This window comes from Minwuia thermotolerans (assembly GCF_002924445.1).
In the GTDB taxonomy this organism is placed as follows: domain Bacteria; phylum Pseudomonadota; class Alphaproteobacteria; order Minwuiales; family Minwuiaceae; genus Minwuia; species Minwuia thermotolerans.
In genome coordinates this window covers 1-24518 of record NZ_PIGG01000051.1, presented here as the reverse complement: position 1 = coordinate 24518, position 24518 = coordinate 1, and the positions used below count along the sequence as shown (strand labels likewise).

At 66.7% G+C, this 24518-nt stretch carries 26 protein-coding genes, 1 other RNA gene and 1 other annotated feature; of the genes, 14 read left to right on the top strand and 13 right to left on the bottom strand.

The window, feature by feature from the left end; genetic code table 11:
• Positions 1-136: 136 nt before the first annotated feature.
• Positions 137-535, bottom strand: a complete 399-nt coding sequence (locus CWC60_RS16035; protein ID WP_109794944.1) for a PaaI family thioesterase — start codon at positions 533-535, stop codon at positions 137-139.
• A gap of 119 nt (positions 536-654) precedes the next feature.
• On the opposite strand from CWC60_RS16035, the gene CWC60_RS16030 reads away from it, so the two are divergent.
• From CWC60_RS16030 to recR, 6 genes are all read left to right on the top strand, one after another.
• Entirely contained in the window at positions 655-1299 is a 645-nt protein-coding gene (locus CWC60_RS16030) for an MBL fold metallo-hydrolase (RefSeq protein WP_109794943.1), read from the top strand.
• A gap of 138 nt (positions 1300-1437) precedes the next feature.
• Positions 1438-2250, top strand: a complete 813-nt coding sequence (gene proC, locus CWC60_RS16025; RefSeq protein ID WP_109794946.1) for a pyrroline-5-carboxylate reductase — start codon at positions 1438-1440, stop codon at positions 2248-2250.
• Positions 2251-2293: 43 nt separating this feature from the next.
• Positions 2294-2389, top strand: an RNA gene (gene ffs, locus CWC60_RS16020) — signal recognition particle sRNA small type.
• Positions 2390-2419: 30 nt separating this feature from the next.
• Complete coding sequence (locus CWC60_RS16015) at positions 2420-4120, top strand: DNA polymerase III subunit gamma/tau (protein ID WP_109794942.1); 1701 nt, start codon at positions 2420-2422, stop codon at positions 4118-4120.
• Positions 4117-4440 (top strand): YbaB/EbfC family nucleoid-associated protein, encoded by a 324-nt coding sequence (locus CWC60_RS16010; protein WP_109794941.1) that lies wholly within the window; start codon positions 4117-4119, stop codon positions 4438-4440. The genes CWC60_RS16015 and CWC60_RS16010 overlap by 4 nt, the downstream gene beginning before the upstream one ends.
• Before the next feature lie 29 nt (positions 4441-4469).
• Entirely contained in the window at positions 4470-5063 is a 594-nt protein-coding gene (gene recR, locus CWC60_RS16005; RefSeq protein ID WP_109794940.1) for a recombination mediator RecR, read from the top strand.
• A gap of 257 nt (positions 5064-5320) precedes the next feature.
• On the opposite strand, the gene CWC60_RS16000 is transcribed toward recR, so the two are convergent.
• Positions 5321-6823 (bottom strand): flavin-containing monooxygenase, encoded by a 1503-nt coding sequence (locus tag CWC60_RS16000; protein ID WP_109794939.1) that lies wholly within the window; start codon positions 6821-6823, stop codon positions 5321-5323.
• A gap of 157 nt (positions 6824-6980) precedes the next feature.
• Between CWC60_RS16000 and CWC60_RS15995 the strand changes: the two genes are divergently transcribed.
• Positions 6981-7451, top strand: a complete 471-nt coding sequence (locus tag CWC60_RS15995; protein ID WP_164516589.1) for a nuclear transport factor 2 family protein — start codon at positions 6981-6983, stop codon at positions 7449-7451.
• 9 nt (positions 7452-7460) lie between these two features.
• On the opposite strand, the gene CWC60_RS15990 is transcribed toward CWC60_RS15995, so the two are convergent.
• From CWC60_RS15990 to CWC60_RS15945, 10 genes are all read right to left on the bottom strand, one after another.
• Positions 7461-8354 (bottom strand): alpha/beta fold hydrolase, encoded by an 894-nt coding sequence (locus CWC60_RS15990; protein ID WP_109794937.1) that lies wholly within the window; start codon positions 8352-8354, stop codon positions 7461-7463.
• Positions 8355-8431: 77 nt separating this feature from the next.
• Positions 8432-9199, bottom strand: a complete 768-nt coding sequence (locus CWC60_RS15985) for an SDR family NAD(P)-dependent oxidoreductase (protein ID WP_109794936.1) — start codon at positions 9197-9199, stop codon at positions 8432-8434.
• Positions 9200-9235: 36 nt separating this feature from the next.
• Positions 9236-10024: an SDR family NAD(P)-dependent oxidoreductase gene (locus CWC60_RS15980; RefSeq protein WP_109794935.1), complete on the bottom strand. Its 789-nt coding sequence runs from the start codon at positions 10022-10024 to the stop codon at positions 9236-9238.
• A 60-nt stretch (positions 10025-10084) separates the two neighbouring features.
• Complete coding sequence (locus tag CWC60_RS15975; RefSeq protein ID WP_109794934.1) at positions 10085-11425, bottom strand: TRAP transporter large permease; 1341 nt, start codon at positions 11423-11425, stop codon at positions 10085-10087.
• A complete protein-coding gene (locus tag CWC60_RS15970) occupies positions 11422-11940 on the bottom strand; it encodes a TRAP transporter small permease subunit (protein ID WP_164516588.1) in 519 nt (172 codons plus the stop codon). The genes CWC60_RS15975 and CWC60_RS15970 overlap by 4 nt, the downstream gene beginning before the upstream one ends.
• A 108-nt stretch (positions 11941-12048) precedes the next feature.
• Positions 12049-13086: a TRAP transporter substrate-binding protein DctP gene (dctP, locus tag CWC60_RS15965; protein ID WP_109794932.1), complete on the bottom strand. Its 1038-nt coding sequence runs from the start codon at positions 13084-13086 to the stop codon at positions 12049-12051.
• Between the two features lie 175 nt (positions 13087-13261).
• Positions 13262-14473 (bottom strand): CaiB/BaiF CoA transferase family protein, encoded by a 1212-nt coding sequence (locus CWC60_RS15960; RefSeq protein ID WP_109794931.1) that lies wholly within the window; start codon positions 14471-14473, stop codon positions 13262-13264.
• A gap of 201 nt (positions 14474-14674) precedes the next feature.
• Entirely contained in the window at positions 14675-14998 is a 324-nt protein-coding gene (locus tag CWC60_RS15955) for a hypothetical protein (RefSeq protein ID WP_206419967.1), read from the bottom strand.
• 154 nt (positions 14999-15152) lie between these two features.
• Positions 15153-16784, bottom strand: coding sequence for a flavin-containing monooxygenase (locus CWC60_RS15950; RefSeq protein ID WP_164516587.1), 1632 nt, complete (start codon positions 16782-16784; stop codon positions 15153-15155).
• Between the two features lie 179 nt (positions 16785-16963).
• Positions 16964-17320: a DUF488 domain-containing protein gene (locus CWC60_RS15945; protein WP_109794929.1), complete on the bottom strand. Its 357-nt coding sequence runs from the start codon at positions 17318-17320 to the stop codon at positions 16964-16966.
• Positions 17321-17668: 348 nt separating this feature from the next.
• On the opposite strand from CWC60_RS15945, the gene CWC60_RS15935 reads away from it, so the two are divergent.
• The 6 genes from CWC60_RS15935 to CWC60_RS15910 all read left to right on the top strand — a co-directional run bounded on the left by CWC60_RS15935 (position 17669) and on the right by CWC60_RS15910 (position 22273).
• The gene (locus tag CWC60_RS15935; RefSeq protein WP_164516586.1) at positions 17669-19006 is read left to right on the top strand and encodes a site-specific integrase; all 1338 of its coding nucleotides are present in this window, start codon (positions 17669-17671) and stop codon (positions 19004-19006) included.
• Between the two features lie 47 nt (positions 19007-19053).
• Positions 19054-19752, top strand: coding sequence for a hypothetical protein (locus CWC60_RS15930; protein WP_125182809.1), 699 nt, complete (start codon positions 19054-19056; stop codon positions 19750-19752).
• 91 nt (positions 19753-19843) lie between these two features.
• Positions 19844-20065, top strand: coding sequence for a hypothetical protein (locus tag CWC60_RS15925; RefSeq protein WP_109794926.1), 222 nt, complete (start codon positions 19844-19846; stop codon positions 20063-20065).
• Positions 20066-20151: 86 nt separating this feature from the next.
• Positions 20152-20886, top strand: a complete 735-nt coding sequence (locus CWC60_RS15920) for a GntR family transcriptional regulator (RefSeq protein ID WP_125182808.1) — start codon at positions 20152-20154, stop codon at positions 20884-20886.
• A 140-nt stretch (positions 20887-21026) separates the two neighbouring features.
• On the top strand, positions 21027-21770 hold the full coding sequence (locus CWC60_RS15915; protein WP_109796341.1) for an MFS transporter: 744 nt from the start codon (positions 21027-21029) through the stop codon (positions 21768-21770).
• Positions 21771-21778: 8 nt separating this feature from the next.
• Positions 21779-22273, top strand: a complete 495-nt coding sequence (locus CWC60_RS15910; protein ID WP_125182807.1) for a type II toxin-antitoxin system VapC family toxin — start codon at positions 21779-21781, stop codon at positions 22271-22273.
• Positions 22274-22292: 19 nt separating this feature from the next.
• On the opposite strand, the gene CWC60_RS23325 is transcribed toward CWC60_RS15910, so the two are convergent.
• On the bottom strand, positions 22293-23213 hold the full coding sequence (locus CWC60_RS23325) for a thioredoxin domain-containing protein (protein WP_125182806.1): 921 nt from the start codon (positions 23211-23213) through the stop codon (positions 22293-22295).
• 176 nt (positions 23214-23389) lie between these two features.
• On the opposite strand from CWC60_RS23325, the gene CWC60_RS15900 reads away from it, so the two are divergent.
• Positions 23390-24518 (top strand): IS3 family transposase gene (locus CWC60_RS15900; protein ID WP_420891140.1). Its coding sequence is split into 2 segments (ribosomal slippage), with 1130 coding nucleotides annotated over them: positions 23390-23684 and positions 23684-24518; the frame shifts between segments, so codons are not numbered across the junction. This gene is flagged as partial in the annotation.
• Positions 23671-23787: a sequence feature (AL1L pseudoknot), on the top strand. It overlaps the preceding gene by 117 nt.

Sequence of the window (24518 nt, the reverse complement as noted above, 5' to 3'; positions counted from 1 at the left end):
CCCGACAGGATCATCGAAGCCGTCAAACGCGGGCACCAAGAGTTAGATTCGCTCCACTAGAGTCGACCGCAGGCCGTGAGCCACCGAAAGGTGCCACTATGGAAACCCAGCCCAACAACGAATAGTAGTTGTACAATTACAGGTCGATCACCCTGACCGCGCCGCTGGCGGTCGCCACCGCGCCGGGCCCGTCATCGTAGAGCTTCGCCTCGACGAACTTGGTCGCCCGGCCGCCGCCGATCACCACCGCCTCGCAGCGCAGCAGCCCGGGCCGGGCCTCGCGCACGAAGTTGACCGTCATGGTCATGGTGACGCCGTACTTGCCCCTACCGTCATCGACCGCCGAAGCGCCGCCGCCGGCCAGCCCGCAGTCCAGGAAGGCCGACAGCATGCCGCCATGGACCGACCCGGCGGCGTTCAGGTGATAGTCGCTGAACTCCGTCTCCAGCACGTAGCGGCCGTTCGCCTTCTCCACCACACGGATCGGCATGTGGTCGGAGAAGATCGGCGTGGCCCTGATCTCGTTGCGAATCATGCGCTCCCTCCCCTGGAACCGGCGTCAGATGCCCCAGGGCATGGCGGGCGTCAATCGCCGCCTCTTCACGCGCGCGGCGGGGGCCGCTACATCTGCATGACAGCCAAGGGGAGAAGTCCATGAAAGTCGCCATCGTGCCCGTCACGCCCTTCCGCCAGAACGCCTGCGTCATCTGGGATCCGGAGACCATGGCGGGCGCCCTGACGGACCCCGGCGGCGACGCCGAGCGCCTGCTGGAGGTGGCGAAGGAGAACGGCGTCAGGCTGGAGAAGATCCTGGTCACCCACGGACATCTCGACCATGCCGGTGCGGTGGCGGAACTGGCCGAGAAGCTGGAGCTGCCGATCGAGGGGCCGCAGAAGGAGGAGACCTTCTGGATCGACCGTCTCGACGAGAAGGCGCAGCGTTTCGGCTTCGGCCATGCCCGCTCCTTCACGCCGGACCGCTGGCTGGAAGACGGCGACGAGGTCACCGTCGGCACCATGACGCTGCAGGTCCGCCATTGCCCGGGCCACACGCCGGGCCACGTGATCTTCTTCCACGAGCCCTCGAAGATCGCCATCGTCGGCGACGTGCTGTTCCGCGGCTCGGTCGGGCGCACAGATTTCCCGCGCGGCAACCATCAGCAGCTCATCACCTCGATCCGGGAGAAGCTATGGCCGCTGGGCGACGATGTCACCTTCGTGCCCGGTCATGGCGACACGTCGACCTTCGGCAACGAGCGCATGACGAACCCCTATTGCGCCGACTTCGTGCAGGTCTGAGACGGGAACACCGGCCTTTGCATCGACGGCGCCCTCGGACTTGATCCGAGGGCCCAGTCCTGCGTTGATGGATACATGGGTCCTCGGGTCAGGCCCGAGGACGCCGAATGATTCTGCGGGGATTTCGGGGAGACGATGATGGCCAACGGACTGCTTCTCGTCGGTTGCGGCAAGATGGGCGGCGCCATGCTGGACGGCTGGCTGGCGCGCGGTACCGATCCGCGGACGGTGGTGATCGTGGAGCCGGCCGAGGCCGCGCAGACGGCGTTGAAGGCGAAGGGTGTCACCGTCGTGTCCGCCGCGGACGACGTCCCGGACGGATTCGCCCCCGACTGCGTGATCCTGGCGGTGAAGCCGCAGATGATGGCCGACGTCGCGCCGGCCTATGCCCGTTTCAGGTCGCCGGAGACGCAGTTCCTCTCCATCGCCGCGGGCACCACCATCGGCTTCTTCGAAGGCGCACTGGGCGGCGACGCGGCGATCGTGCGCACCATGCCCAACACGCCGGCGGCGGTGGGCAAGGGGATGATGGTCGCCTGCCCGAATCCGAACGTCACCAAGGCGATGAAGGTCCGCGCCGGCGAACTGCTGGCGGCGGTGGGCGAAGTCGCATGGGTCGAGGACGAGAGCCAGATGGACGCGGTGACGGCGGTTTCCGGTTCCGGTCCGGCCTATGTCTTCCACATGATCGAATGTCTGGCCGCGGCGGGCGAGGCGGCGGGCCTGCCGGCGGCGCTGTCGGCAAAGCTGGCGCTGCAGACGGTCTACGGCGCCGGTTGCCTGGCGCGGGATGCGGACGAGGGCCCGGCGCAGCTTCGCGTCAATGTCACCAGCCCCGGCGGCACGACCGAGGCGGCGCTGAAGGTGCTGATGGCCGAAGGCGGCCTGAAGCCGTTGATGGAAAAGGCGGTTCTGGCCGCCCGCGACAGGGGACGCGAACTGGGCGGCTGACTCCCCTTGAAATGGGGGGGACTTCCTTGCGATATACGGCCCGGGAGGTTGCCTGCGGACGGACCGCTCGCCAACCCGGTCAGATCCGGAAGGAAGCAGCCGTAACGAATCCGGTCCGGGTCGCCGGGCAATCTCCCGCCCGATCACTCCATGGAGCCGTGCAGGGACGATGACAGAGGCCGGTCCAGCGCCCTATCAGGTTCTCGCACGCAAGTACCGCCCCCAGAGCTTCGACGAACTGATCGGCCAGGACGCGCTGGTCCGCACCCTCTCGAATGCCATCGAGCACAAGCGTCTGCACCACGGCTACATGCTCACCGGCGTGCGCGGCGTGGGCAAGACGACGACCGCGCGGATCATTGCCAAGGCGCTCAACTGCGGCTCGGCCGACGGCCCGACCATGACGCCCTGCGGGACCTGCAAGGACTGCCGCGATATCGCCGAAGGGCGGCACATCGACGTCCAGGAACTGGATGCCGCCTCCCGCACCAAGGTCGAACAGATGCGGGAACTGCTCGACGGCGTGCCCTATCTGCCCGTCCAGGGCCGCTTCAAGGTCTACATCGTGGACGAGGTCCACATGCTGTCGAACAACTCCTTCAATGCGCTGCTGAAGACGCTGGAGGAGCCGCCGGCGCACGTCGTCTTCATCTTCGCCACCACCGAGATCCGCAAGGTGCCGGTGACGGTGCTGTCGCGCTGCCAGCGCTTCGATCTGAAACGGGTGCCGGCGGACGGCCTGATCCGGCACCTGAAATCGATCGCCGACAGCGAGGGCGCGGCCGTTGACGAAGGCGCGCTGCAATTACTGGCGCGCGCCGCCGAAGGGTCGGTCCGCGACGCGCTTTCCCTGCTGGATCAGGCCATCGCCCATGGCGGCGGGCAGGCCGGCGAGGCGCTGGTCCGCGACATGCTGGGACTCGCCGACCGCCGCCGCGTGCTGGAGCTCTACGAGGCGGCGATGAAGGGGGAGGGCGCCGAAGCGCTGACCCTGCTGCGGGAACTCTACGACGCCGGCGCGGACCCGCAGATGATCCTGCAGGATCTGCTGGAAGTGACCCACTGGCTGTCGGCGGAGAAGCTGGCGCCGGGCCACGAACCGCCCGAGGCGCGCGCCGCCGAGGAGCGGGAGAAGGGTCAGGCCATGGCGGCGGCGCTGTCGATGCCGGTGCTGTCCCGCGCATGGTCGATGCTGCTGAAGGCCCTGGCCGAAGCGCGCAACGCGCCATCGCCGATCGCCGCAGCCGAGATGTCGGTGATCCGCCTGGCCTACGCGTCCGACCTGCCCGATCCGGCGGACCTGATGCGCCGTCTGCAGCAGGGCGACGGCGCCCCGGCACAGGGTCAGCCCCCGCAGCCGCAGCCGCCCCGCAGCGGCAATAGCGGCGGCGGGTCCAGGCCGCAGGCGCAGGCGGTCTCCCGCCCCTCTCCGCAGGCGGCGCCGGAACCGGACGGGCCGCCGCTGCCGCAGGACTTCCAGGCGTTGCTGCAGTTCGTCGACGACGCCAAGGAGATCGGCCTGCTGGGCCATCTGGAGAACCATGTCCGGCTGGTGAGCTATCAGCCCGGCCGTCTGGAAATCGCGCTGACCGACGGTGCGCCGGCTGATTTCAGCCAGCGGCTGGTCAACTGGCTGAATCAGCGGACCGGGGCGCGCTGGGGTGTTATCATTTCCAATGCCGGGGGCGAGCCGACCGTTGCCGAGCAGCGCCGGGACGCGGCGGCGCAGCGCCAGGCTTCCGACGAGGACGATCCGCTGGTCCGCGAGGTGAAGAAGTATTTTCCGAAGGCGTTCGTGATCGGCCGGGCGGAGCTTGACGCCGAGCCGGTCCCCCCCGCTCCGGATGACGAGGAGAACGAAGACGGATGAAGAATCTCGGCAACCTGATGAAACAGGCCAAGGCCATGCAGGAGAAGATGGAATCCCTGCAGGCCGAACTGGAGACACTGGAGGTCACCGGGGAGGCCGGAGCCGGCATGGTCAAGGTCACCATGACCGCCAAGGGCGCGGTGCAGAAGGTGAAGATCGATCCCTCCCTGCTCGACCCCGAAGACCCCGAGATGGTCGAGGATCTGGTCGTGGCGGCGCTGAACGACGCCAAGCGCCGCGCCGACGGGGCGGCCAAGGAGAAGATGAGCGAAGTCACCGGCGGGCTGGACCTGCCGCCCGGCATGAAGCTGCCGTTCTGAAGACGCCGGATCTGGAGCGTCACTGAACCATGGCCGCCGCCGATGTCGAACGCCTGATCAGGCTGCTGGCCAAGCTGCCCGGACTCGGTCCGCGTTCGGCGCGGCGCGCGGCGCTCCATATGATCCAGCGCAAGGAAACGGTGATGCTGCCGTTGGCCGAGGCGCTGGCCCAGACCGCCGAATCGGTCGGCGTCTGCGCGACCTGCGGCAATGTCGACACCGTGAACCCCTGCGAGATCTGCGCCGACCCGCGGCGCGACCCGGCGATCATCTGCGTCGTCGAACAGGTCGGCGACCTCTGGGCGCTGGAACGCGCTTCCGCCTTCCGCGGCCGCTATCACGTCCTGGGCGGCGTGCTCTCCGCGCTGGACGGGGTGAGCCCCGAGGATCTGAACATCGAGAGTCTGATTCCGCGCGCCGCCGACCCGGCGGTCACCGAGATCATCCTGGCCACCAACGCCACCGTCGACGGACAGACCACGGCCCACTACATCACCGAGCGGCTGGAAGAAAGCGGCGTCGAGATCACCCGGCTGGCGCGCGGCGTGCCCGTCGGCGGCGAGCTCGACTATCTCGACGACGGCACGCTGGTGACTGCCTTCGCCAGCCGCAAGGGCATCTAGGTCGTTCCACGAAGGGGTGGAGGGATACACTTGGCGTCCTGGGGCTTGACCCCAGGACCCAGTTCATTGGTTCGCCGGGCCCTTGGATCAAGCCTGCCCCGGACCTTGATCCGGGGTCCAAGGGCGACAGCGTTGATTGGACCAGTCAATCAGTCCTCCGGCTGGACGAGCTTGTCCGGACCCACGGTCCGTTGGTCTCCAGCCCGCCCCCGAATGCGCGCGGGCCGGCCATGCCATCCCCCGCGCGCCATGTGGGACTACCGGTAGATCAGCACCCCGTCGTCCAGTTCGGCCACCGGCAGGACGTCCTTCTCGGCGAAGTAATCGTGCTCGAAGCGCCAGGGATCGCGGTCGCCCTGTTTTGGCAGCAGGTGCAGCGAGCGCATGACGTAGCCGGGATTGAAGTTCTCCGGGTCGATGAAGGGACCGAAGTTCATGCCCCGGTCCTCGTCGCGGAGCGTCGGCACGACCATCTCCGCGCCCTTGTCCGCCATGTGGTTCAGCAGCCGCGTCACGAAGCCCGAGATCAGGTCGGCGCGCAGGGTCCAGCTCGCCCGGAAATAGCCGAACACCCAGGCCATGTTGGGCACGCCGGAATACATCACGCCGCGATAGGTCACCGTCTCGGCGAAGTCGAGCTTCCGCCCGTCGATCTCGATCTCCACGTCGCCCAGGATGCAGAAGTTGAAGCCGGTCGCCGTGACGATGATGTCGGCTTCCAGCTCCTCGCCGGACTTCAGGCGGATGCCGGTCTCGGTGAAGCTCTCGATCTCGTCGGTGACGATGGAGGCCTTGCCCGCCCTGATCGCCGTGTATAGGTCGCCGTCCGGGATCAGCGCGAGGCGCTGCCGCCAGGGGCGGTAGCTGGGCGTCAGGTGGGTCTCGTAGTCGAAATCTTCGCCCAGATGTTCCTTCGCCGCGCCGAGCAGCTGGTCCTTCAGGAAATCCGGCTGGGTGAAGGACAGCGTCTGGATCATGCGCTGGTCCTTCAGGATCTTCTGGCGGACGATCTCGTGGATCCACTCCTGCGGGATGTCGAGTTCGCGGAGCTGCGTGGCGAGCTCGTTCTCGTTGGGCCGGGCGAAGAAATAGGTCGGCGAACGCTGCAGCATGGTGATGTGCGCCGTCTTCTCCGCCATCGCCGGGATCAGCGTCGCCGCGGTCGCGCCGGAGCCGATGACGACGACCTTCTTGCCTGCATAGTCCAGATCCTCGGGCCATTCCTGGGGATGGACGATCTGTCCCCTGAAGCTGTCCTGGCCGGGGAAGTCCGGCTTGTAGCCTTCCTCGTGACGGTAATAGCCCTGGCACATCCACAGGAAACTGGCCGAGAAACGGCGGATTTCGCCGGACTCCTTGTCCAGCACTTCGACCGACCAGCGCTTGTCGGCGCTCGACCAGCGGGCGGCCTTCACCTGATGGCGGAAACGGATGTGGCGGCGGATGTCCTGCTCGTCCAGCGCCTCGTCGAGATAGCGCATGATCTTGTCGGCGGTCGCGATCGGCTTGTCGACCCAGGGCTTCCAGGAATAGCCGAAGGTGAACAGGTCGCTGTCGGAGCGGATGCCGGGATATTTGTGCGTCAGCCAGGTGCCGCCGAAGCTCTCCTGGTTTTCCAGCAGGACGAAGCTCCTGTCCGGGCAGTGCTGCTGCAGGTGGTAGGCGGCGTCGATGCCGGAAATGCCGGCGCCGACGATCAGCACGTCGAAATTCTCGACGGCTGCATCGGCGTGCCGGGCGGGCGCGGCGGTGACGTTCATGGGCTTCGCTCCCCCGAAGACGGACTTACGTTTGCGTCAACGGGATAATGCCATCGGCCGGCGCACGCAAGTCGATCCCGGTCAGGGCGGCGGCGAATGGACAGCCCGGGCAGGGCGGCCTAGCGTTGCCGTCTTCATTTCCTGGGGAGGAAGCACGATGTCATTCGAAGACCTGATCGGCCGCATGGGCGATGCGGTGTGCCGCGGCGCATTCGAGGAGGCCGCCGCGTGTTTCACGCCGGACGGCGTCTATCACGATGACTTCTACGGCGCGTTCGAGGGCAGGGCGGAGATCGCGCGCCTGTTCTCGGATTTCTTCCACCGGGACGGGGAGAATTTCCGCTGGACCTTCCACGAACCGGTGGAACAGGGCGGCGTCGGCTATGCCCGGTACCTGTTCAGCTGGGATTCGCGTCTGCCGGATTCGAAGGGCGTGCGCGCCGGCTTCGAGGGGGTCTCGATCTGCCATCTGAAGGACGGGCTGATCGCCAGCTACGAGGAGGTCGCCGCCACCCAGACGGCGCGGCACATGATGGGTTTTCCGGCCCTCAGGCTGGCGCGGCTGGTGGAGCGGGAAACACGGCGGCTGCTCGGGCGCGCGGACATGAAGCCCCATCTGGAGCGCTGACGGATCGGGTCAGGCGGAGGCCATCGCGCGGGCGTCGAGTACCGCCGTGGCCCAGTCGCTGGGCCGCTCCTGTGGCAGGTTGTGGCCGGCATTGTCGAAGAAGCGGTGCTCGTGCGGGCCGGTGAATTTGGGCGCATGGGCGGAGGTGTCGGCGGCCAGCGGGTCGGCGGTGCCGTCGATGGTGATTGCCGGAACCCCGATGTCGGGCTGCTTCGCCAGTTGCGCTTCGATGTCGGCGACCGCCGGGTCGCCGTCGACCAGGCCGTAGCGGTGGCGGTAGGAGTGAATGACCACGTCGACGAAGTCCGGATTGTCGAAGCTCGGCGCCGAAGCCTGGAAGGCCGGATCGCCGAAATACCAGGTCGGCGACCAGGTGCGCCAGAGATAGCGGATGACGTCGCGGCGGTTCTCCTCCAGCCCGCGCCGGCCGCGATCCGAATGGAAATAGTACTGGTACCAGAGCTGCGCCTCCAGCCAGGCGGGGCCGGGCTCCATGGCGCGGGCGATGTGCTGGATATTGTAGGAATTGCCCGACACCAGCGCGGTCACCCGTTCCGGCCAGAGTGCGGCGACGATGCAGCAGGCGCGCCCGCCCCAATCATAGCCGGCGAGGACCGCGCGCTCGATCTCAAGCGCGTCCATCAGCGCCTTCAGGTCGGCGCCGAGCGCGGCTTGCTCGCCCGAGCGGGGCGTGTCGCCGGACAGGAAACGCGTCGGCCCGTAGCCCCTCAGCCAGGGCACGATCACCCGCGCGCCCGCATCGGCCAGGATCGGCGCCGACTGCCGGTAGGCGCGCACGTCATAGGGAAAGCCGTGTCCGAGAATGACCGGCCAGCCATCGGCCGGTCCGAATTCCCGGTAGGCGACCCGGAGGACGCCCGCATCGATCATGTTCTCCGTCATGAAGCGGAAACTAGTTCCGTCGTCCCTGACCGTCGAGCGTCAATGCGAAGGATTCTCAGCAAAGCGGTCCAGGCCGGCTACTGCGCCGTCCAGCCGCCGTCGACCATGATCGTGGTACCGGTGATCAGCGCCGCGGCCGGCGAGGCGAGGAAGACCACCGCGCCCACGACGTCCTGTACCTGACCGAAGCGGCCCATGGGGATGCGCGACAGCAGATCCGGCCCGTAGACGGGGTCGTTCAGCCGGTCGGTGGTCATCGGCGTCTCGATCGCGGTCGGGCCGATGGCGCAGACACGGACACCTTTCGGGGCCAGCTCCAGCGCGATCGACTTGGTGAAGCCTTCGACGAAGTGCTTGGTAGCGGCGTAGACCGAGTTGGTCGCGCGGCCGACCTTGCCGTAGGTCGAGGACAGATTGATCATCACGCCGCTCTGCTGGCGCTCCATGATGCGCGCCGCGCCCTTGGCGACCAGCACCATGCCGCGGCAGTTGACGTTCAGCATGCGGTCCAGGTTCTCGACCGGGATCTCCGTGACCGGATGGACCGTGCTCATGCCGGCGTTGTTGACCAGCACGTCGAGCCGCTCCAGCCCTTCGAAAAGCGCCTCGATCTGGCCGGGTTCCGAGACGTCGCAGGTCTCCGCCCGGGCCTTGCCGCCAAGCGCCTCGATGTCGGCGACCAGTTCCTCCAGTTCGGAGCGGGTCCGCGAGACGCAGATCACCTCCGCACCCGCTTCCGCCAGCGCCTGGGCGCAGCCGCGCCCGATGCCGCGGCCGGCGCCGGTGACCAGCGCCGTCATGCCGTCGAGGCGCATGGAGGGCAGTATGCCCTTCCTCTCCGTCATGGCCGTCCCTCCCTGTATGGTGAGCGTCTTGTTCTGTCAGACCGCGTAGCCGCCGTCGAAGAGCAGGCTGTGGCCGGTGATGAAGCTGCCGACCGACGACGAGAGGTAGACGGCGGCGTCGCCGACCTCGTGCGCCGAGGCGAAGCGGCGCAGCGCGGTGTTGTTCTTCATCGCCTCGACGAACTTGTCGGAGACCTGCTCCCTGATTCGGTCGAACAGGCCGGCGTCGATCACGCCGAGCTGGATTGCGTTGGCGCGGATGCCGTAGCGGCCTTCCTCGCGGGCGATGCCGCGCACCAGCGCCTCGATGCCCGCCTTCGGAACGGTCGACAGGATGTCGCGCGGCGGATGACGGGGAATGCCGGCCGACGTCAGCGCCACATAGGAACCGCCCTGCTTGCGAAGGTGCGGCAGGCTGGCCCGGAAAACGCGGTAGAAGCCGTTCAGGTCGCCTTCGATCGTACGTTCCCACTCGTCGGGGTCGATGTCGCCGACATAGGCCATGGTGATGTCGGCGCCGACAGCGAAGACGACGGTGTGGATAGCGCCGAAGCGCCCGGCCACGTCGTCGAAATAGCGGACGACCGCCTCCCGGTCGGAAAGGTCGAGCGCCGCCGCGTGGCCCTTCCGGCCCGCCGCCTCGATGGCGGCCACGGCGTCGTCGGCCCTGGCCTTGTTGTTGCGGTAGGTCAGCGCGACGTCCGTGCCGTGCGCGGCCAGCCGTTCACAGCAGCCGCGGCCGATGCCGCCCGAACCGCCGACCACGACCGCCACGCCCTCCGGATAATGCGGGGTCCCGCCCGCCTTGATGACTTCCTCGGCCATGTCTTCACTCCTCCCCGGTTCGTTGTTTCCGGCGTCCGGCCCTCCCCGGCCGGGCGCAGCCTACATGTGGCCCGGCAGCCAGGTCGCCAGCCCCGGGAACAGCAGCACCAGCCCCAGCGCCAGGATCATCACCACGACATAGGGCAGGCACGACATCCAGATGTCGCGGACGCCGACGCGGTTGAGCGCCTCGCAGCCGGGGGTGCCCTTGATCTGCTCTATGATCCCCTTCAGGTAGAACAGGTTCATGCCGAAGGGCGGGGTCACATAGCCGATCGCCACCGCGATCATCAGCATGACGCCGAACCAGACGGGATGGATGCCCATGGATTCGACCACCGGCATCATGATCGGCGTGACGATGAAGATGATCGCCGCGCCATCGATGAACATGCCCAGCAGGATCGCCAGGCCGAGGAAGATCAGCAGCGTGCCGTAGACGCCGACATCGATGCCGACCATCATCTCGGAGATCATCCGCGCCGATCCGGAAAACTGCAGCAGGCGCGAAAAGAGCGCGCCGCCGACGACCAGGGTCAGAACCATCACCGAAACCTGGCCCGCGTCGGTCAGCATCTCCCTGAGCGCACGGAAACTCAGCCGGCCCATGCCCAATGCGATCACCAGCGTGCCGAGCGCGCCGATGCCCGCGGCTTCCGACGGTGTCGCCACGCCGCGCCAGATGCTGCCGAGGACCACGGCGATCAGCACCATCGGCAAGGCGATACGGCTGGTCGCGATCAGCTTCTCGCGCATCGGCGGCCGATCCTCCTTTGCCAGTCGCGGCGCCAGTTCGGGGTTCATCGTGCAGCGGATCAGGATGTAGATGCAGAACAGCACGGCGATCAGCAGGCCGGGCACGGCTGCGCCGAAAAAGAGATGCCCGACCGGAATGCCGGTGAAGCCGCCCAGCAGCACGCCGATCACGGTGGGCGGGATCAACACGCCCAGTGCGCCGCCCGGCGGCAGACCGCCGATGGCGAGACGGACATTGTAGCCTCGTCGGATCATCTCCGGGATGGCCAGCACGCCGAGGACGAGGACCGCCGTGCCGCCGATGCCGGTCATGGCGGCGATCAGTGCGGCCGCCGCGACCGTGCCGATGGCGAGTCCGCCGGGCACGCCGGCGGTCCAGTGATGGATCGCCTCGTAGATCAGGTTGCCGATGCCGACGCGGTAGAGCGCGATCGCCATGAAGATGAACAGTGGCGCCGCGATGAAGATGTCGGTCGTGGCGGTGTCGAAGATGGTCGAGGGCACCATGCCGAGCGCCCGGTCGCCGTGCAGGATCAGGATCCAGATCAGCGAGATGCCGATCAGGGAGAAGGCGACCGGAAAGCCCGTCGCCAGGAAGAGGATCAGGTTGGCGAAGATCAGGATGGTGATCAGTTCCGGGCTCATCGTCCGCCCTCGCCGCTCTCGCCTTCGTCGCCGCGGAAGGCGACGCGCAGGTCACGGATCAGCTTCGCCACGCCCGTCAGCAACAGGACCGCGCCGCCCAGCGGTATGGCGAACTTGATGGGCCAGAGCGGCGGGGCCAGGATCGTGGGCGCGGTCTGGCCGCGCTCGAAGGCCTGGTGAAAATACTCCCAGCCGGTCCAGACGATGATCACCGTGATCAGGAAGAAGACCGGCGCGTAGAGCACGTCGAGAATGGCGCGGCCGCGCGGCGGCAGCGCACCGGTCAGGATGTCGACGCGCACATGGGCGTCGCGGCGGTAGGCCTCGGCGACGCCGAACATGAGCAGCAGCACCATCAGCTGCACGTTGACGTCCCAGGCCCAAATCGTCGGGCTGTTGAAGAGGTAGCGGGCGCCTACCTCGAAGCCGACGATCAGGGTCATCGCGAGCAGCGTCCAGGACGAGATCACCGACATCCAGCCGCTGATCCTGTCGATCGACTTCAGCCGATCCATCGGGCCATTCTCCAGGATTGGGAACATCCGGAACGCCGGCCCGTTCCGGGGCCGGCGGCCGGCATGGTTCCGGCGGCGGCCGTACGGCCGCCGCCGGAACCGGTTGCGTCAGTCGATCTGGCCGAACTCACGCTGCTGCTGCTTCACGATCTCGACACCCTTGGCGGCGAGTTCGGAACGCTCCGCGATCTTGTTCCACATCTCGACGGCGATCCCGTTCAGCCGCGCCTGTTCCTCGCCGGACAGTTCGAGCAGCTTGACGCCATCGTTCGCCAGGACACCGATGTTCTTGGCCTCGACGACCCGGTAGTCCATGGCGCCGGCCAGGTTGCCGTAATCAACGGCCATGTTGATCACGTTCTGCAGGTGCGGCGGCAGGCTCTCCCAGGTGTCGCGGTTGAACAGCCAGTGCCCGGCGCCGGCGTTCAGGTTCGGCTCCACGATCGCGGTCTTCAGAAACTCCTGCAGGCCCTGGGCGACGATGGCTTCGGCGCCGTAGATCAGGCCGTCGATGGTGCCGAGCTGCAGCGCCGAGTAGAGCTCGCCGCCAGGGATGACCACTGCGGACGCGCCGAGCTCCTGGACCATTTCGCCGTAGACGCCGAGCGCGCGCAGCTTCATGCCCTTCAGGTCTTCGAGACCGCTGATCTCCTCGCGGGTGGCGATGACGTATTCCAGCCCGATGATCGAGGGGAAGTGCTTGACGTTGAAGCGGCTCTCATAGGCCTCCGCGATGACTTCCTTCAGACCGCGGTTGTAGTAGGCGTCATAGGCTTCGTAGGTCTCGCCCCAGGCCAGCGGCAGGCCGATCTCGATGTCCCCTTCCGGGATGTCGCCGACGTAGAACGCACCCCAGCTGTGGCTGATGTCGATGATGCCCTGGTCGGTGGCGTCGACCATGCCGGCAACCGAGGTCAGGGCGCCGGAATCATAGTTCTCGAACTTGATGCAGCCGTCGGACCACTTCTCGACGCGCTCCTTGAAGCCGGCGCCGACCTTGTTGTAGAGCGCCAGCGTCGGCGGATAGGCGTTGTGGTACTTCAGCGTGAAGACCTCGTCGCATTCGGCGCGGGCCTGCGAGACGCCGACGACGACAAGCGCCGCCGCGAACGCCACCGGCGCGATATTCCTGATCAGGGTCTGCATGTCTTCTCCTCCCCGTTGTGGGCTTGGCGCCCGTTGCACGAATGCCGGCGACCGTCGCCGGCCTCTGACGCTTCGGCGCCCGGCCGCATTCCCGCCGCGCCGGCCCACCGTTCCCCCACGAACGATGCGCCCCGGCGGCTGCCGCCGGCCCGTTGCGTCCGGTCGGCGCCCCCGGTCAGCGGCCCCCTGCCGCCGTCCGGATCACGCCGGCCGTCTCCAGCGCGTCGATGCGCGCCGTGTCGTAGTCCAGCCACTCGCGCAGCACCTCGGCACTGTGCTCGCCCAGCATCGGTACCTTGTGCACCGCAGGCAAGGGGCTGTCGGAATAACGGATCGCGGGCCCCGCCACCGGGAGACGTCCCTGGCTGGCGTGCTCCACCTCGACGATGTGTCCCCGATGCTGCAATTGCGGGTTCTCGGCGACCTCGGCGATGGTCGCGACCCGCGCCGCCGGCAGGCTCATCGCCATCAAACGGCGTTCGACCTCGGCGGCGTCGAACTGCATCATCCAGTCGGCGATGATCTTCTCGATCGCCTTCTCGTTGGCGACCCGGCTGTCGATGTCGGCGAAGCGCGGATCCTCCAGCAGTTCCGGCATCCCCATCGCCTTGGACAGCTTGGCGAACTCGCCATCGGTCCAGGCGGTGATGTGGACGAACCGGCCGTCGGCGCACTCGAAGCAGTGCGACGGGACGGAAACCGGGTTCTTGTTGCCGCGCCGGGTCCGGACCTGACCGAGATGGAGGTACTCGGGGATGGCTGTCATCAGCAGGCTCGTCGCCGCGTCCAGCATGGAGACGTCGACCCACTGGCCGCGGCCGGTACGCTCGCGTCCCTGCAGCGCGGTGACCGCGCCGATCACGGCGTGCAGGCCGGTGAGATAGTCCGTCACGACCGTGCCGCAGACAGTGGGCGGGCCGTCGGGCGGCCCCGTCAGCTCCTGGAAACCGGACAGCGCCTGGATCACCGGATCGTAGGAGGCGCGTTTGGCCCAGGGCCCGTCCTGGCCGAAGCCGGAGACCCGGACCAGGATCAGCCGCGGATTGATTTCCTGCAGCGTCTCCCAGCCGAAGCCCATATCCTCCATGACGCCGGGACGGAAGTTCTCCACCAGGATGTCGGCCCGGGCGACAAGGTCCCGCAGCACCGCCTTGCCGTCCTCGTTGCGCAGATCGACCGACAGGCTGCGCTTGGCGCGGTTGATGGTCATGAAGAACATGCTGTCGGGCTTGCCGACCTTGGAATCGGCCATGCGCATGCCGTCGCCGGTCAGGCCCTCGACCTTGACCACGTCGGCGCCGGAATCGCCCATCATCTGCGTCGCGTGCGGACCGGCGGCGAAGCGCGTCAGGTCGAGGACGCGGATGCCCTCCAGCGGGCCGCTCATGCGCCGCCTCGTTCATGCCGGCCGCAGCCGGCCGGCGTGTCTGCAAAAATCGTCATCGAATGCCTCCCCGGCCGGGCCATTACGCGGCCCGGCGCGGGCGGAGTATGCCAAAGGACGGCGCCCGATGCCATGAAAGGATGACAACGCTGACCCGCGAGTAGCGAAATCAGTCCCGCGCGTAGCCCGCAGGATCGCGGCGGTTCAGTCGGTGAAGGTCCACTCCCCCAGTTCGCAGAGGTCGGTATCGTACTCTTCGAAGACCTCGCCGTCGGCGAACACCGCGCGGATGTCGTAGGCGCAGTGATCCGCCCCGTCCTCGATGGCGACCTCGACCTCGTTGCCGGCCGGCAGGACGTAGCCGTCCGGGATCAGATTGTCGGTCCAGCGGGACTCGTGGGGCGGCGAAACGTGGAATTCGACGATGTCCGCGCTGCTCTGGTTGATGAGAAGAAAGTAGAGATTCTCGGCGCGGGCCCCGAACGAGACCAGCGCCGTCAGGCCCATGACGATGATGAGCGTACGCATTTCCTTGAACCTTCCGGTCTGGAAAGAGTTGGCGGGGATGCCCCTGACTTCACAAGGGATCGGGGCGCGCCATTAGGCGGACCGGACGCGCGGAAACGCAAGCGCAATGCGCAGGGACCGCCGCACTGCCGGCGCGGCGGTCCCTGCGGCCGCGTCAGGCGGCTTCCGGGGCGATCAGTTCATAGCCCGGAAAGCCGTTCTCCAGTTCGGCGTAGCAGGTCTCGTTGTAGCGTTTGAAGCCGCCGCGGTAGACCATGTAGCGGCGCGGCTTGCCCGGCACGTTGGCGCCGTTGTACCAGCTGTCCGTGGTCAGGGCGCCGGGCACGCGCTTCGCGTAGCGCAGGGTCTCGTCGGCCCAGAAATCCTGGGATTCCGCCCTGGGATGAAGCGCCGGCCGGCCGTTCTCCTCCAGCCAGGCGACGGTATCGAAGATGAAGTCGACCTGCTGCTCCGCCAGGGTCGCCATGTTCGACAGAACTGACGGCGACATGGCGCTGGACGGCAGGAACAGGTTCGGGAAGCCGTGCACCATCGTCCCCAGATAGTTCACCGGCCCGTCGGCCCAGACGTCGTTCATCCGGACGCCGTCGATTCCGGTGATGTTCATGGCGCGGACCGGGCCGGAAAGCGCGTCGAACCCGGTCGCGTAGACGATCACGTCGAGTTCGAACGTCTGCTCCGTGGTCACGATGCCCTCGGGCGCGATGCGCTCGATCGGCGTATCCGGCAGGTGCACCAGCCGGACATGGGGCTGGTTGTAGGTCTGCAGGTAGACGTCGCTGCGGCAGGGCCGCTTGCCGCCATAGGGGTGGTCCCATGGCACCAGCCGCTCGGCGGTCCAGGGGTCGTTCACCTGCTCCAGCATCCGCTGGCGGATGAACGCGGAAATCGCCTCGTTGGCTTCCGGCGTGTGGGCGTCCAGGAAGGCGAGCTGGACATAGTCGCCCTCCCAGGCCTTCCAGAGTTCGCGCTCCCGGCCCGCCTCGTCCAGGTCGCTGAAACGCCTGTCGCCCATGCTGGGCGGGTAGGTGCCGCCATAGGTCTCGCGCATGCCCTGCCGCACCGCCTGCGGATCCCGGCGCAGGCCGGCCACCTTCTCCGGGTCCATCGGGCCGCCGCCCGTGGGCGTGACGAAGTTCGCCGTGCGCTGGAAGACCACGACCTCGCTGGCGACCCTGGCGATCTCGGGGATCGCCTGCACGCCGGACGAGCCCGTGCCGATGACGCCGACGCGTTTGCCGCGGAGGTCGACCTCGCGGTCCCTGGGCCAGGTCGAGGTGAAATAGGCCTCGCCGGCGAAGCTGTCGACGTCCTCGATGCCGGGCGCCTTGGGCTGCGACAGCGCGCCGACGGCGAGCACGAGATAGCGGCAGACGACTTCCTCGCCGCCCGAGGTGCGGACCCGCCAGAACCCGGCTTCCTCCAGATATTCGGCGCCGGTGACCCGGGTCTCGAAGGTGATGTCACCGATGACGCCGCAGCGTTCGGCGACGAAGCGGAGGTAGTTCTGGATCTCCGGCTGCTGGGCGCAGATGTCCGACCAGCTCCATTCGCGCACCACCTCGTTGTCGAAGAAGTAGGCGTAGGAATAGCTGTCGACGTCGCAGCGCGCGCCGGGATAGGCGTTCCAGTACCAGGTGCCGCCGACGTCCGACGCGCTCTCGAAGCCGCGGACGCCGAGGCCCCGCTGCCGCGCCGTCCACAGCGCGTAGATCCCGGCGAAGCCCGCGCCCACCACGACCACGTCGCAGTCGGGACGCGTGGCGGCATTTGCTTGTTGGGTCATATCCTCCCCCATGTTGCGGTCGCCCGGGACGCGGCGCGCGGCGGCCGAAGCCGCGACGGCGGACATGTCTCCCCACATGCCGCCCGCACGGCGCCCCTGAACGGATGTTCCCGATATCTAGTCGACGGGGTCGTGGATTTGAACGGCGATTTCCGGGCACGTGACCCGCGGGCGTTCTGTCAGCCGGCTTTCTCGATCAGGCCGGCCAGCAGGCGGCGGTGGCAGCGCTCGGCGCTCTCGCACGTGCAGAGGACGGTCAGCCGCCGCCCCGCACGCTCGCTCAGCCAGTGCAGCGTGCGCAGATGGGAGGTCTGGCTCTTCATCTCCTCGCGGTAGCGCTTCGCGAACGCCTGCCAGGTGATTTCTTCATCCCGGAAGGCATGCAGCAGCCCGGTCGACGGCGCCAGATCGGGCAGATAGAGGTCGGCCGCCTCCCGCTTCAGCCCGCGCGGCCAGTAGCGCGTGGCGACAATGCGCACGCCGTCCCGCTTCGCGTCGGGCGGATCATAGGCATTCTTCTCGTAGCGCACGGGCATGGGGCGGTCGCCTCGTCTTCGTGCACGCGGACTCCATCATGCTAGCGCGTACAGTGCGGCCGCGCGACGGGCGTGGATCGGGTCGTCGATCGATTGGCAATGGTTGGGGGATAAATGGTGGGCGCGGCTGGGATTGAACCAGCGACCCCTACGATGTCAACGTAGGTGAACAGGGCTTACCAGTGCTGACACGGCGTTTACCGTGATTTGATAATCGCTTGCCGGTAAAGGATTAATATCTTACTTTCGCATGTAGTGGTGAGACGGTAAATCACCATGGTTTTCCGGTTTTCGCTGACACAGTGCTGACACAGCGAACCGGTCGGCGACGGCATGCGAGGGATAAGTATGGCAAAGATCACCAAGCGGACGGTGGACGCGTCGGCGCCGGACCCGGCGCGGCGGTACTATGTCTGGGATGACCGGATCACCGGTTTCGGGCTGCTGGTGCTGCCGAGCGGCGTCAAGAGCTACATCTACCGCTACAGGACGGCCGAAGGGCGCGAGCGGCGGGCCACCATCGGCAAGCACGGCGAATGGACGGCCGACCAGGCGCGCGAACGGGCCGACCAGATGCGGCAGGCGCGCAAGGAAGGCCGCGACCCGCTGGACGAAAAGGCGACGGCGCGCGCGGCGCTGACGGTCAACGACGTGCTCGACCGCTATCTGGCTTCGGCGCGGTTCCTCGAAAAGGCCCCTTCGACGCAGGCAATCGACCGCGGACGGATCGAACGGCACCTGCGCCCCCTGCTCGGGCGCAGCTTTGTCGACCGGTTGCGCCCCGAGGACGTGCGGCGCGCGCTGGCCGACATCACGGCCGGCAAGACGGCGGCCAAGGTGAAGACGAAGAAACGCGGCCTCGCGCGCGTCACCGGCGGCGCGACGACGGCGCGGGACACGATCGGGCTGTTGCGGGCAATCCTGAACTGGGCGGTATCGGAGGACCTGGCCGCGGGCAATCCGGCAGCGGCCGTGAAGTTGCCCTCGGCGGGCCGGCGCGAGACCTTTCTTGAAGGCAAGGACGATTATGCGCGGCTGTTCAAGACGCTCGACCGGATGCAGGCGGAGAAGCGGCTGCGAGCGCCCGTGGCCGAGGCGATCCGCGTCATTGCCCTGACCGGCGCGCGTCGAGGGGAGATTGCCGGCCTGACATGGGGCCAGGTCGACCTGAAGGCTGGACGGCTGGTGATCCCGCCCGCGGGCCACAAGAGCGGCCGGCGGACCGGCAAGCCGCGGGTGATCGAATTGCCCGCGGCGGCGCAGGCGATCATCGCCCGCCAGCCCGGGGGCGAGCCCGGCGACTACGTCTTTCCGCCTGCGCCGTCCGGCCAGGGCCGCAGGGCGAGGAAGGCAGGCACGGTTGCGGAGAAGCCGGCGGGGCCGGTCGACCTGTCGCATCCGTGGCGGACAATCCGCGTCGAGGCCGAACTGCCCGAGGGTATCGGGCTGCACGGGCTGCGGCACTCGCTGGCCTCGCACATGGCCATGGCCGGAGCGCAGGCGGCGGAAATACAGGCGGCCATGGGGCACGCGACCATCGCCATGTCGGCGCGCTACGTCCACTGGGCGACCGACGCGCAGCGCAAACTGGCGGAGCGGGCGGCGTCGGTAGCGCTGGCCGGGCTCGCCAAGGCGTCGGGCGATGACAGCGCGGACGTGGTCTCCCTGCCGGGCGCCGGCAAGTGACACCCGAACCAGACGGTCCGGTCGAGCCGCCGGACCTGCCCGATAGCGTGGCCGACACGCTGGCGCGGGAACTTGCGGACCTGGGAGTCGGCGACAGGGAAAGCCGCGCCGCGTTCGTCCGCAGGATTGCGGACGCCTGGCGAGGGCTGTTCTTCGGTCGCCGGGAAGAGGCCCGCCAGGATCGAGCGGTACCGGAACTTCACCGCCTGGCAGTCGAAATCCGGCGGCGATATGGCGAACTGGAAGGGATGGTTTCCGAATACGCCCGCTGGCTGGAATACCAATATCCTGAGGAAGTCCGCGGCGGCGACATGTTTGTCGAAGTCGTTGAACCGACGATCGAATCATGCCGGGAAGAAGCTGAACACCTGTCGGAATCCGAGCAGCACTGGCGGTTCCTCGCCTTCCTGACCGGTTCCAAATCGAACCCGAGACGCGTCCTCAAGCCAGGCACAGGAGGCGGCGCGCTCAATCCCAATCGACCGCAGACCGGCGGCCGGCCGCGCCGCGGCGGTCCCGAATTGGTGTTCGCTGTCGATCTGGCGAAGGCGTGGCAGAATGTTTTCGGAACGCCCGCCGGGCTGTCCGATGAGGCAACCTTCCTGCGCTTCTATCGCCAGTGCTGCGAGGAACTGGGCCTGAAACCGATCAGCCGGTCGGTCCTTGTCCGGGTTTTCAAGATGGGCCGTTCGCTGGGACGCCAACTCGGCGCAGAACGGCCTGGCCGGCCGAAAAAAGGCACGTAAACCCCACCGAATTTTCAGCGGTTTGCAGCTTATACCTCTGCCGCGACCTGACGCACGATCGCCGGATCAACCATGATCCGGAGACAAGACCATGCGATATCTCGACCGGCGCGAGGCGGCGGAGCATCTGGCCAAGCGCGGCGTGCGCTATTCCTGGCGAACGCTTCAGAAAATGGCCACGACCGGCGGCGGACCTCTCTACCGCCTTTGCGGTGGCCGCGCGCTCTACCTCCCCAATGATCTCGACGACTGGCTGGACCAGCGGATGTCGGCGCCGCGGCGATCGACGTCGGAAGTCACGGATGGCAATTGATAATGGGCCGCCGAAAGGGGGCCAGCCCTCAGTACGAGCATGCCGAGCCGCTGGGCGCGAAGCACGTCCGCCTCGGAGAAACCTTGATGCAAACGGAAGCTTGGCAGCATTTGTCGCTGAACGGCCGATGCATGCTGATCGAGTTGATGCGCCTGCACAACGGGCGGAACAACGGCGACATCGTGCTCGGCATCCGTGAGGCGGCGAGCCGTCTCGGCTGCTCGCCCAACCATGCGCACAAGCTGCTTCGAGAACTGGAAGACAAGGGATTTCTCCGTCGCACCAAGGCGGGGCGGTTCGGGCTGGGCGACCGCGAGGCCTCGGCCTGGCGTCTGACGATGTTCGGCACGTTGGCTGATCGCCGTCCGTCAGCCGAATACCGCACATGGAAACTGCCGAAGCCCGCAGCCGAAGCGAAACATGAGTCCCACCGGCAACGACCGGAAGACGCACACGATGCGACTGTTACGACTGTGCCGGACGCACCGGATGACACGGTCGGTCGCACACCATGCAACGGACACGCGGCAATCGGGAGCCTCGCCGGTCGCACCGGATGCGACACTATTAATATACCATCCGGGGAGGGGGCTGCGAGCGACGCGACGGGCGCCACCGGACAATGCGATATCGGCGCATTGCGAAAGGCGTTCGGGTCTTGGGTCGACGACCAGCCGCGCGGGACCAGCGCCCGCGTCGCCCGTGAGATCGGCGTGACCGCGGGACACCTCAGTTCGTTCCGACGGGGCCGCTACGGCCTCGGTCGGGACCCGGCGCAACGGCTGGCCGCCCTGCTGAAAGACGCAGGTTTGCCGAAGTGAACAGACATAATGGCGGTGCCATCTTCGCGAACCAGGTCACAGGGGAACAGAATGCCATCACGACGATTTTGCGTGCGAGTGGCAAAGGCGTAATCTCGGCATTCGGATGACGGTCGGGCCGTTCGGCCGGAAGAGGTGCCATGACTGCCGAGTATCGGTTTCGCATCGCGGGACATCACACACCGCAGACGCTGCCCATGGCGCGGCTGGCGGGCTATCTGGGCCACCTGGCGACGCTGTTTGGCGAGCCGTCCGGCGTGAAGTTCGTCGGCGTCGAGGCGGGATCGACGGTGCTGGTCGCGGGCGTGGACGACAATGCGGCACCGGCGGTGCAGACACGGCTTGACAACGTGGCCCGGGGGCAAGGGCCGAATGACGCCCGATCGGCATTGTCGAGGCTGGGCGACATGCTGGCGGAGGACCGAGCGACCGGCGAGTTGCGCAGAGGCGCGGCGGTCGTGCTGACGTTCCCGGGCGGGGAACCGGCGGAGGCCCAAGGTGTGCTGACAGTCCGGCAAGCGGGCACGATGGACGGCCGGGTAATCCGCATCGGGGGCACCGACGACAACGCCATCGCGGTGCATCTGCGCGACGGCGACACGATCCATACCGGCCTGACCTGCGCGCCCGAGCTGGCGGACCGTCTCAAGGTGCAGTTCCGGACGGGCGTCATCCGCGTTACCGGGGAAGGCACATGGGAACGTCAGGCCGGGACATGGCGTCTGCGCACGTTCCGGATCGCCGATTTCGAAGTCCTGGACGACCGGCCGCTCGACGATCTGTTCGCCGACGTCCGACGGACCTATAGCGGAAGCTGGGCGGACGTTGCCGATCCGCTGGCGACGATCCTGGCCGAACGGCACGGCGACGGTACCGCGCATTGATCGTGGCGATGGACACCTCAGTGCTGGTCTACCTGTTCGACGATCAGGCCAGGCCGCCCCGTCAGCCCGGTTCCCGCGAACCGCTGGCGCATTGCGCCGCGCGGATCACGCACCTGGTCGAAACCCTTTCAACTGACGACGCGCGGATCGTTGTACCGACCCCGACGCTTGCCGAACTGATGGTCCGCGAGGGGCCAGCGACAGGAACGATCGTCGAAAAGCTGAAGCGACATAGTCGTGTCCGGATCGTCGGTTTCGATGAACGCGCTGCCGTGGAGTTCGCAGCGACCCAGGCCGAGCGCGGCCGCGGCCGAAAGAGGGGCCAGACGCCGCGCGCCAAGGCGAAGTTCGACGACCAGATCGTCGCCATTGCCGCGGTCGAGGGGGCAACGCGCATCTACTCCGACGACCGCGACATCCGAAAGCTGGCCGAAGGGCGGTTCGAAGTTGTCGGCATGTTCGACCTGCCACTGCCGCCGCAGGGCAGCCTGCCGTTTCCGTAAGGGCGGGTAGCGGCCCCCGCTACAGCGCCACCTCCGCGTCGGGGCGGCCGGCGGCGAGGGCGTTCATGTAGGCGAGGCAGAGTTCGCAGGACCGGTAGTCGCCCCAGGCGGCACGGTCCTGGCGTTCAATTATCGGAAAGGTCGAGAAGACGTAGCGCACGTCTTCGCGGTCGGTAACGCCGTAGAGATGGAAGAACACGGCGTCGAGGCGGGCGCGCAGATGCAGGCGGCGTTCGTCGTTCCAGATGAAGGGCGGCTTCACGGTCCCGTCGGCCTCGACGTGCCCCATGTCCCGGGCGAAGGGCGCCATGTCGTGTGACGTGTAGGTCAGTTCCAGCACCGCCTCGCGCACGATCTCGCCGGCAGTCTTTGCGCCGAAGTGCTCGGCGTCGAAGCGGTCGGGTGGGACGGCGGGAAGCTGTTCGACGATGTACCAGTTTAGATGGTTTTTTTGGACTTTTTGACGACTTACATAGTCGAATATTATTGCATTGAGATTCCCGGCGAGCAATGAAATCTCGGATATTCCAATACCCTCGCCGATCAGCAACGAAAGAGTATTTCCGCAATATTGATATGGTATAAATGCGGCATCAAATGTTCTATGATCTGTTGGATTAGTTACATCTCTGAATGCCAAGGTCGGTATGAACATTCTATCTTCATTAATTGCTTTCACCCAAAATTGTGGATTAGGGGTGAATTGTGGATCGGCGTGCTGTGCGGCGCTCGTTTGAACGGGGTAGGCCGGGCGATATTGATTTTCCGGGTTAATTTTGATCGACGCCGCCCTATGGTCGAAATGCCAAATCATCTTTCCTTCATATAATGGCACCCATTTTCCAGTGGCACTTTCAAAGATATTTCCACCAATCGGCCAAGCGCCCTCGCGATTTTCCAGTTCATCCCGCGTTCGAAAGTGCTCAGAATCATTGGTCATATGAAATGCCGTCGTGTACTTTATCGGCCAAGATTTTAATGGAAGATCATTGGTTCGATCTACCAGAACCGGCATATTTTGATAGATAGCACGGGTAATTCTGGCATCAACTTGTGATCGAAATGAACCGCGCCGAGTTTCCCGGAGGCTCCGACTTGTGAGAAGAAGGAGCTGTTATGGGAACACAATCGACACGGTATCCGACGGAGGTTCGCGAGCGGGCGGTCCGTCTGGTTTTGAATCACCAGGGCGAGCACGCCTCGCAATGGGCAGCGATCGACTCGGTCGCGGCGAAGATCGGCTGCACGGGCGAGACGTTACGGCGCTGGGTCCGGCAGGCCGAGCGCGACAGCGGCATGCGGGCTGGTACGACGACCGACGAGCGCGAGCGGATACGGACGCTGGAGCGCGAGGTTCGCGAGCTCAGGCAGGCCAATGAGATCCTGCGCAAGGCGAGCGCCTATTTTGCCCAGGCGGAGCTCGACCGCCCACTGAAGCGATGATCGCGTTTATCGACGATCACCGGGAGGCTCACGGGGTCGAGCCGATCTGCAAGGTGCTGCCGATCGCCCCGTCCACCTACCGTGACCATGTCGCCCGGCGTCGCGACCCTTCTCGGCTGTCCGCTCGGGCGCAGCGGGATGAGGCCTTGAAGGTCGAGATACGGCGCGTGTACGAGGAGAACTTCCGGGTCTACGGCGTGCGCAAGCTGTGGCGGCAGTTGAAGCGTGAAGGCTTCGATGTTGCCCGCTGTACGGTAGCGCGGCTGATGCGCCAGATGGGTCTGGAAGGGGCGATCCGCGGCAAGCGGATAAAAACGACGAGTGGCGACAAGGCGGCGCCTTGCCCGCTCGACCGGGTCAATCGCCAGTTCCGGGCGCCGGCGCCGAACAGGCTGTGGGTCTCCGACTTCACCTACGTGGCGACCTGGGCGGGCTTCGTCTATGCCGCCTTTGTCATCGACGCCTTTGCCCGGCGTATCGTGGGCTGGCGTGTCAGCCGCACGGCCCATGCCGGCTTCGTCCTCGACGCGCTGGAACAGGCTCTTCATGAGCGGCGGCCCGTGCGGAGCAACGGGCTCGTCCACCATAGCGACAGAGGAAGCCAGTACGTCTCGATCAAATACACCGAGCGGCTGGCCGAGGCCGGCGTCGAGCCGTCCGTGGGCAGTGTCGGTGATTCCTACGACAACGCTCTCGCCGAGACGATCAACGGCCTCTACAAGGCCGAGGTCATTCACCCGCGCGGGCCGTGGCGCTCGTTCGAGGCCGTCGAGTTCGCTACCCTCGAATGGGTCGACTGGTT